At 73.0% G+C, this 8,429-nt stretch carries 6 protein-coding genes and 1 pseudogene; 6 read left to right on the top strand and 1 reads right to left on the bottom strand.

Annotated elements, in window-relative coordinates; translation table 11 throughout:
- Positions 1–196: 196 nt before the first annotated feature.
- The 6 genes and pseudogenes from KCH87_RS41130 to KCH87_RS41105 form a co-directional block, all read left to right on the top strand.
- Positions 197–1,072, top strand: a pseudogene (locus KCH87_RS41130) (CAP domain-containing protein); the annotation flags it as partial.
- A 70-nt stretch (positions 1,073–1,142) separates the two neighbouring features.
- Positions 1,143–1,823, top strand: a complete 681-nt coding sequence (locus KCH87_RS41125; RefSeq protein WP_210593027.1) for an AIM24 family protein — start codon at positions 1,143–1,145, stop codon at positions 1,821–1,823.
- A gap of 185 nt (positions 1,824–2,008) precedes the next feature.
- Positions 2,009–3,046 carry a lipopolysaccharide assembly protein LapB gene (locus tag KCH87_RS41120; protein ID WP_210593026.1) on the top strand — a complete coding sequence of 346 codons (1,038 nt, stop codon included), beginning with the start codon at positions 2,009–2,011 and terminating at the stop codon, positions 3,044–3,046.
- Positions 3,043–4,080, top strand: a complete 1,038-nt coding sequence (locus tag KCH87_RS41115) for a polyprenyl synthetase family protein (protein ID WP_308299041.1) — start codon at positions 3,043–3,045, stop codon at positions 4,078–4,080. The genes KCH87_RS41120 and KCH87_RS41115 overlap by 4 nt, the downstream gene beginning before the upstream one ends.
- Positions 4,081–4,163: 83 nt before the next feature.
- A complete protein-coding gene (locus KCH87_RS41110) occupies positions 4,164–5,123 on the top strand; it encodes a threonine/serine dehydratase (protein WP_210593025.1) in 960 nt (319 codons plus the stop codon).
- A 155-nt stretch (positions 5,124–5,278) separates the two neighbouring features.
- On the top strand, positions 5,279–6,922 hold the full coding sequence (locus tag KCH87_RS41105; protein WP_210593024.1) for a serine/threonine-protein kinase: 1,644 nt from the start codon (positions 5,279–5,281) through the stop codon (positions 6,920–6,922).
- On the opposite strand, the gene KCH87_RS41100 is transcribed toward KCH87_RS41105, so the two are convergent.
- Positions 6,914–8,344, bottom strand: coding sequence for a serine hydrolase (locus KCH87_RS41100; RefSeq protein ID WP_210593023.1), 1,431 nt, complete (start codon positions 8,342–8,344; stop codon positions 6,914–6,916). The genes KCH87_RS41105 and KCH87_RS41100 overlap by 9 nt on opposite strands.
- Positions 8,345–8,429 lie beyond the last annotated feature (85 nt).

Below are 8,429 nucleotides of genomic sequence, written 5' to 3'. Positions count from 1 at the left end.
CGGCCCGGCGGGGTAGCCGCGGGCCAGTTGGACTCCGGAGCCGCACACCCCCCCCCCCCCCCCCCCCCCCCCCCCCCCCCCCCCCCCCCCCCCCCCCCCCCCCCCCCCCCCCCCCCCCCCCCCCCCCCCCCCCCCCCCCCCCCCCCCCCCCCCCCCCCCCCCCCCCCGCCCGCCCCCCCCCCCCCCCCCGCCCCCCCCCCCCCCCCCCCCCCCCCCCCGCGGCCCCCCCGCCGCCCCCCGCCCCTCCCCCGCCCCTCCCTCCATCCCCTCCCCCGCATCACGCACCCCCGCCCCCGACCCCGACGGCTTCCTCGGCCTGGTCAACTCCGCCCGCACCGCGGCCGGTTCGCCGCCCGTCTCCCTCGACGCACGACTGACCTCGGCGGCGCGGGCCCACGCCTCCGCCATGGCCGCGGCCGGACGGCTCGGCGTCGAAGGCGGGGACGGCGTGTCGGTCTACCAGCGCGTCACCGCGAGCGGATTCACGTATGTCACCGTCGGCGAACATCTGGTCTCCGGCCCGCGCACCCCCGCCGAGTTCGTCGACTACTGCCTGCGTTCGGAGCAGCCCCGCCACACCCTCCACGACCCGGCGTTCACCCACGCCGGTCTGGCGTACGTCACCGGCGGCCGCTCCGGCGACACCTACTGGACCGCGCTGTGGGCGAGGCCGATGACGCCGGGAGAACTGGCGCGGACGGCCACCGACGTCGTCGACCTCACCAACCGGGAGCGTGCCGGCGCCGGTCTGCCGCCCCTGGCCGTCGACCCGGTCCTCACCACCGCGGCACAGGCACACAGCGCGGACATGATCGCCCGCGCCTTCTACTCGCACACGTCGCCCGACGGCAGCCAGCCATGGGACCGGGCCGCGGCGGCCGGCTCCACCCGGCGCTCGATCGGCGAGAACATAGCCTGCGGCCAGCGCTCACCGGCCGAGGTGGTGGAGGGCTGGATGAACAGCCCCGGCCATCGGGCCAACATCCTCAAGCCCACGTTCACCCACATCGGGGTCGGCTTCGCGGGCGGCGGCGCGGCGGGCACGTACTGGACGCAGCTCTTCGGCACCTGACGAAGGCCGTGGACGACCCGTTACCGCCGCGATCTTGGCGGAAGGGCAGCATCCGGGACACGATGCCGGTATGAAGGGTGATCTGTTTTCCAGCGAGCACATGGTCCAGCCCGCCGCAGCGCCGGGCATGACGGTCGAGAACGCCAAGTGCATCAAGTACGCGGTGAACGGCGAGATGTTGGCCCGCCAGGGCGCGATGATCGCCTACCGCGGGAACCTCCAGTTCGAGCGCAAGGGCCAGGGCGGCGTGGGCGGGATGCTCAAACGCGCGGTGACCGGCGAGGGGCTCCCGCTGATGGCGGTGCGCGGACAGGGTGAGGCCTGGTTCGCGCATGAGGCGCAGAACTGCTTCGTCGTCGATGTGAACCCCGGCGACGAGTTCACCGTCAACGGCCGTAACGTGCTGTGCTTCGACGCCTCACTGGCGTACCGGATCGCGACCGTGAAGGGCGCGGGCATCTCCGGCGGCGGCCTGTTCAACAGCGTCTTCACCGGTCAGGGCAGGCTGGGCCTGGTGTGCGAGGGCAACCCGCTGATCATCCCGGTCTCACCGCAGTATCCGGTGTACGTCGACACGGACGCGGTCGTCGGCTGGACCGCCGGTCTACAGACCTCGCTGCACCGTTCGCAGTCCATCGGGTCGATGTTGCGCGGCGGCTCCGGGGAAGCGGTGCAGCTGATGTTCCAGGGTCAGGGCCATGTCGTCGTACGGCCGAGTGAGGCGACGCCGCAGAAGGCACAGCAGCACTGAACAGTGCCGTGAAGTGATCTATGCCTCACGGGCAACCCCGTCGGTCCTTCCGGCGTCTTGATCGACAACAACAAACGAAGACACCAGGTGACGCCCTGGCCCCTGGGCCAGGGCTCCCTTTTAGCGCGCTATACACACCATGTATACACAAAGCGTATACATACCGTGTATAGGAAAAGGTATCCATGTACGGCAAGGCATTCGCTCCCGAGTATCAGGGCGCCCTCACCACCCTCTCCGTGAACTCGTCGCTCACCGACGTCCTGGCCGCCGGCACCGAGCAGCTCAAGGCCGCCGAGCGGGCCGGCCGGCCCGACGAGGTGGCCCGCTCCGGACTCGCGGTCGCCGAGGCCCAGCGCCGACTGGGCCGCGTGGGCGACGCGGACCGGGCGTGGAAGGCGAGTTACCGCGCGGCCCGGGAGGCCGGGGACACCGCGGCGATGGCCTGGGCGCTGTGGAGCGGCGGCACCCTGGCCCGGCAGCGCGGCGCGTTCACCCTGGCCCGGCGGCTCCTCGAACTCGCGGCCGAACTCGGCGAGCGCGGCGGCGACATAGTCGTCCGCGGGTACTCACTGGCGGGCCTGGCAGAGACGGGCCGAATCCAGGGCGACTACGAGGCCGTCGGCCGGCTGCACGAGCAGCTGCTGGCCGAGGCCCGCAAGCGCGGTGAGGCACGGCACACGGTGTGGGCGCTGGAGGGAATCGCGCAGATCCACCGCAACACAGGGTCCTACGACACCGCGTACGCCATGTTCGAGGAGGCGGCCGAGATCGCCGCGGGCGCCGACGACCGGCGCGGCAACGCCTGGGCACTGCGCGGACTCGCCGACATCGTCTCCGTGCGCGACGGGGACGTCGAGCGGGCGCTGGGGCTGCTGTCCGAGGCGGAGACCTCGTGCCGCGCGATGAAGCTGTCGAGCGCGCTCGCCTACAACCACAAGATGCGCGGCAACGTCCTGTACCGCGCCGGGCGTTACCCGGAGGCACGGGACCTCTACGAGGAGGCCCTCGCCGAGTTCCGCGCCATGAGCGAACCCCGCGGGGAGGCCCTCTCCCGGCTCGGTCTGGCCAAGTCCCTGGCCCAACTGGGCCGCGACCGCACCGAGACGGCGGCCGAACTCGCCGAACTGGACCGGACGTTGGAGCGGATCGGCCTGCGGCACGCGCGGGAGATGGTGGCTCGGGCGCAGCAGGAGTTCGGTGTCGCGGAGGACGTACGGTGACGGCGCACGGCTTGGCGGTGCAGTCACCGCCCTCGGCTGCCGAAGTCCTCGACCGCTGCCGTGCGCTGGTGCGCCCGGCGCTGCGGGACGCCGTCGCGCGGATGCATCCGTGGGTGGGCGAGATGGCCGCGTACTCCTTCGGCTGGTGCGAGGTCGGCGGCGCGCCGGTCGCCGCGTCCGGCGGGAAGGGCGTCCGGCAGGCGCTGGCGGTGCTCGGCGCCGAGGCGGCGGGTGCACCGGGGCGGGCCGGGGTGCCCGGCGCCGTGGCGGTGGAGCTGGTGCACACCTTCTCGCTGCTGCACGACGACATCATGGACGGCGACACGGACCGGCGTCGCCGCCCCACCGTGTGGAAGGCGTACGGCACGGGCCCCGCTGTCCTCGCCGGCGACGCACTGTTCGCCCTGGCGGTCGAGACCCTCGCCGCCGTGTCACAAGGACCGCAGACCGTACGTCTGTTGTCGACGGCGCTCGGCGACCTGGTGCGCGGACAGGCGGACGACCTGCTGTTCGCCGCACGGCCGTGGACGGGACCGGGGCGGGTCCGGCCGGACGAGTACCGGCGGATGGCCGAACACAAGACGGGCACGCTGCTGGGCTGTGCGGCCGCGCTCGGCGCCGCGCTCGGCGGGGCCTCGCCCACGGCGGTCGCCGCGCTCGACCGGGCCGGGCGGCAGCTGGGCATCGCCTTCCAGATCGCCGACGACATACTCGGGATCTGGGGCGATCCCACGGTCACCGGCAAGCCCGTGCACGGCGATCTGCGGGAGCGGAAGAAGACGTTCCCGGTGCTGGCGGCGCTCGACTCCCCGCTGCCCGAGGCAAGCCGCCTCGCCGCGCTCCTCGAGGCCGACGGCGAGCCCGCCGAGGCGGCCGCGCTGATCGAGGCGGCCGGCGGCAGGTCGGTGGCCCTAGCCGAGGCACGCCGTCACGTGGCCGCGGCGGAGGTCGCGCTCAGCGACGCCGGCCTTCGGCGGAGCGCCGTCGACGAGCTGCGGTCGCTGCTGGACTTCCTGGTACGGCGCGAGCTGTGATCCCGTGTTGACCTGCGCCGCTTCTCGGGTCAGGGTTCGATGCGACGCGGACCCACTCACCCGCGCCGGAAGGGTGGACTGTCATGATCGGGCTCACAGACATCGAGGCCGCGGCCGCACACATCACCGGACACGTCGTCCGCACCCCCACCGTGCCGAGCCCGGGCCTGTCCACGCTGCTCGGCGCCCCGGTCACCGCGAAGCTGGAACTCCTCCAGCGCACCGGGTCGTTCAAGGCGCGCGGGGCGACGGCGAAGCTGCTCTCCCTGAGCGCGGCCGAGCGGGCCGCCGGGGTCGTGGCGGTCAGCGGCGGCAACCACGGAATCGCGCTCGCGGTCATGGCCGCCGCCCTCGATGTGAAGGCCACGGTCGTCATGCCGCGCTCGGCGTCCGCCCGTGCCGTCGAGATCGCCCAGGACGCGGGCGCGTCGGTGCGGCTGACCGACGACATGGACGGCGCGTTCACGCTGGTGACGCGGCTCAGGGATGAAGGACTGACCCTGGTCCACCCGTTCGACGACCCGGTGGTGATCGCCGGACAGGGCACCGTCGGGCTGGAGTTCGCGGACGACGCCGGAGAGCTGACCGACGTCCTGGTGAGTGTCGGAGGCGGCGGGCTGATCGCCGGCGTCGCGGCGGCACTGCGGGCCCGCCGGCCCGACGTGCGGGTGTGGGGCGTGGAGACCGAGGGCGCCCAGGCGATGTCCGAGGCGCTGGCCGCCGGCGGGCCGGTGCCGGTGGCGCTGTCGTCGATCGTCACCACGCTCAGCGCCCCGTCCGTGTCCCAGCTGACGTACGACCATGTGTCGGCCCTGGTCACCGAGGTGCTCGTGGTTCCGGACCGGGAGGCCGTGCAGGGCGTCCTCGACCTCGCCGACCACGCCAAGCTGTGGACGGAACCGGCGGCGGGCTGTCTGCTGCCGGCCGCCCGCCGGGTACTGGAGCGGGTGGGCGAGGGGGCACGGCTCGGCCTGGTGGTGTGCGGAGGCAACGCGACGACCGGGGACGTGATGGCGTGGACGGAGCGCTTCGGACTGCGCTGAGCAAGCCCCAGTCGAATTGCTCGTGAAATGGGGCGAGTTCGGCACACCTCGGTCACAAGCCGAAAGAAGGTCACCAGAGTTGCGGATCCGTTGAACGCTCACCATCGCACCCCTCGTACCTGTGGGAAAGGTGAGAGCCAGGGGTTCAGCGAGGGATGACCATGGTCAAGGCGCACGTCTCCACGCACGAGTTGGTCGCCGGAAGGTACCGGCTCCTGGAGGTCCTTCACCGCGAGACGAACCGCATGTGCTGGTACGGAGAGGACGTCGAGGCCTCGCGGCCCTGCCTCCTCACCCAGACGGTGCTCCCGGCCGGCTCCGACGGGGAGACCGTGCGGCGGGCCACCGCCCGGGTGATCCGCATGTCCGAGACCATGGGGCTGCTGCGGCCGGGCAAGGTGGCCACGGTCGTCGACGCGATCGAGGAGAACGGCACCCTGTGGACCGTCACCGACTGGATCGACGGCATTCCGCTGGGGGAACTCCTCGCGCAGGAGGGCACGTTCAACTATGTGCGGGCGGCGCGGATCGGCCTGGAGCTGCTGGACGTACTGGAGGCGGCCCACGGCGAGGGCATCACACACGGCGAGCTGAGTCCGGGCCAGGTGTACGTGCGGGAGCATGGCCCCGTCGTGGTCACCGGCTTCGGTCTGGCCGGCACGACCCTCGTACCGCGCGTGACGGCACCGTCGTACGCCTCCCCGGAACAGGCCCGCGACGAGCGCATCGGACCGGCGGCCGACCTGTGGGCGCTGGGTGCGCTTCTCTACACGATGGTCGAGGGCCGCCCGCCCTTCCGTGAACGGGACCGGCCCGAGACCACGTTGAAGGGAGTCGACCGGCTTCCGCTGCGCACACCCCTGCGTGCCGGGCCGCTCACCCAGGCGGTGCAGGGGCTGCTCCGCAAGGACTCCAGGGAGCGGCTGACCCGGCCGGTGCTCCGCGAGGCGCTGGTCCGCGTCCTCAGCGAGGATCCCGAGATGGTCGCACCGTCGGCGCCGCGGCCCCGGCTGCGCCGGGTGTACGCGGCGGCCCTGCACGCGGGCCCGGGGTGGAGCAGGCGCACCATGGTCGCCGGGACGGCACTGGCTGTCGTCACCGTCTCCGTCGCCGTCCTCGCGGTGTCCCGTCAATTGTCCGACAACGATGGCACGTCGGAGGCGGGCGCGGCACCCCGGCCGCCCGCTGCGACCACCGCCCCGGGACGGCAGACCCCGTCTCCGTCCGCGACACCGTCGCCCACTCCCACACCGACACCCACGCCCACACCGACACCGACACCGACGCCCACTCCGACGTCCGCGTCCCCCTCTCCCACGGGTACGCCCCTGCCGCCCGGCTTCAGCCGCTACCACTCCCCCGAGGGGTTCTCCCTCGCCCTCCCCAAGGACTGGAAGCCGCTTCAGACCACCCGCCAGGACGATCTGGCCTACCGCGTCGTGCTCGGCAGGGACGGCGACCCGCGCACGCTGGCCGTCACCTACAGCGAGCGGGTGGGCCCCGATCCGGTCGCCGTCTGGCGGGACGACGTCGAGCCCGAGTTGCAGCAGGACGGCGGCGACTACCAGCGGATCGGCGAGATCCGCGCGACGACGTACCAGGGCCGCGAGGCCGCCGACATGGAGTGGGTCGCCGATGTCGACGGCACGCGCGTGCGTACGTTCGGCCGCGGCTTCCTCATCGGCGGAAGCCGGGGCTACTCGCTGCGCTGGACGACCCCGGCCGCCGGCTGGGACGACGACGCCAACCGCGAGGCGCTGGCCACCTTCCTGCGGACCTTCCGGGTGCCGTCAGACTGAGCCGCGCGGTGCGCGCATCCTGCGCAGCGGGCCCCGGTGCAGCGGCTGCGTGGACCACCGCGCGGTGAAGGTGGCGTCGGCGAGCGAGCACGTCACGACCAGGTGGTGCGGCGTCTCCAGGAAGGCGACGTCCACGACGAGGGTGTCCGCGTCGCTCCACCCGCCGCTCACGGCGGTGGGGACGGGTCCCTCGGTGACGGTCCATCCGTCGTCCCCGATCCGCACCTCCAGCGGCTGCCCGTCGTCGATCAGCGTCAGGCTCCGGCCGCCCGTGACCTGCACGGCGGTCAGCGTCGGCTGGTCCGCGCAGGCACCGCCGTGCGGAGTGAACTCGGCCGCGGACCAGGCCTCCGCGCGCTCCGGCGGAGCGGGTTTCCCAGCGGCCGGCGGCAGTGCGAGCCGCGCCAGCCGCTCGGTCAGGGCGGAGTCGCGCTCCTCGTGGCCCGGCAGTGGCCCGGGGCCGAAGGCGGGGAGCAGATGGTCCCAGACCAGGTTCAGGAACTTCTGCATCTGCTCGGTCGCCGCGGTCGTCGCGATCACGACGTCGTGCTCCGGCAGCACCAGGCAGTACTGCCCGAACGCGCCGTCGCCGCGGTACCCGTGCCGGGACATCCAGAACTGGAAGCCGTAACCCTGCTGCCAGTCGATCCCGCTCATCTCGACGTCGGCGTTGGAGATCTGCGCACGCGTGGCCTGCGCCACCCACGCCTCGGACAACAGCCGCTCGCCCTCCCACACGCCGCCCTGAAGATACAGCCGGCCGAGCCGGGCGACGGCGTCGGTGGTGGCGTGCAGACCGCTGAAGCCCAGTTCGCGGCCGGACCGGTCGCTGATCCAGGCCGTCTCGCCGATGCCGAGCGGATCCAGCAGCCGGGGCCGGAGATACTCCGTCAGCGACTGGCCGGTGACGCGCCGCACGATCTCGCCGAGCGTGTACGTGGTGGGCTGGTTGTACGCGAAGACGGTCCCCGGATCGCGGTCCGGCGGCAGCAGCAGAAAGCCGCGCACCAGGTTCTCGCGATCGAGGGCGAGGGCTGGGTAGAGGGTGTCGGTCTCGTGGCCGCTCGCCATGGACGCCACGTGTCGTACGAGCATCGCGCGGCTGCGCGGGTCGGTGATGTCGGCCTCGAACTCCGGGAAGTACGAGATCACCGGGGCGTCGAAGTCGATCAGCCCCGCGTCGGCCGCGAGCGCGGCGGCGGCCGCCGTGAAGCTCTTGCTGAGCGAGTACAGGAGATGGAGGCGGTCTTCGGTGTACGGCGCCCACCAGCCGGACGCCACGAGGTGGCCGTGCCGCATGATCATCAGGCTGTGCGGCTCGATGTCCGGGGCGGCGTCGAGGGCGTCGAGGAAGGCGTGGACGCCGGATGCGTCGACGCCCTGGGCGGCGGGGGTGCTCAAGGGCAGCGGGCGAACACTCATGCCCGCATCCTCTCCCGGCCGTCCCGCGCGATCGAGGGTCCGCCGGCGAACGGGAGACGAAACACATCGGCCCGAGGCCGGGAAA

The sequence above is a fragment of the Streptomyces sp. GESEQ-35 genome, from assembly GCF_017948485.1.
Classification (GTDB): domain Bacteria; phylum Actinomycetota; class Actinomycetes; order Streptomycetales; family Streptomycetaceae; genus Streptomyces.
Note: the sequence above shows the minus strand (reverse complement) of the source record. Positions and strands in the feature narration are given on the sequence as shown.

Excerpts from the sequence above, each read along its gene's own strand:
- KCH87_RS41110 (WP_210593025.1), top strand. The coding sequence starts at position 4,164 with ATGATCGGGCTCACAGACATCGAGGCCGCGGCCGCACACATCACCGGA.
- KCH87_RS41105 (WP_210593024.1), top strand. The coding sequence starts at position 5,279 with ATGACCATGGTCAAGGCGCACGTCTCCACGCACGAGTTGGTCGCCGGA.
- KCH87_RS41125 (WP_210593027.1), top strand. The coding sequence starts at position 1,143 with ATGAAGGGTGATCTGTTTTCCAGCGAGCACATGGTCCAGCCCGCCGCA.
- KCH87_RS41100 (WP_210593023.1), bottom strand. The coding sequence starts at position 8,344 with ATGAGTGTTCGCCCGCTGCCCTTGAGCACCCCCGCCGCCCAGGGCGTC.
- KCH87_RS41120 (WP_210593026.1), top strand. The coding sequence starts at position 2,009 with ATGTACGGCAAGGCATTCGCTCCCGAGTATCAGGGCGCCCTCACCACC.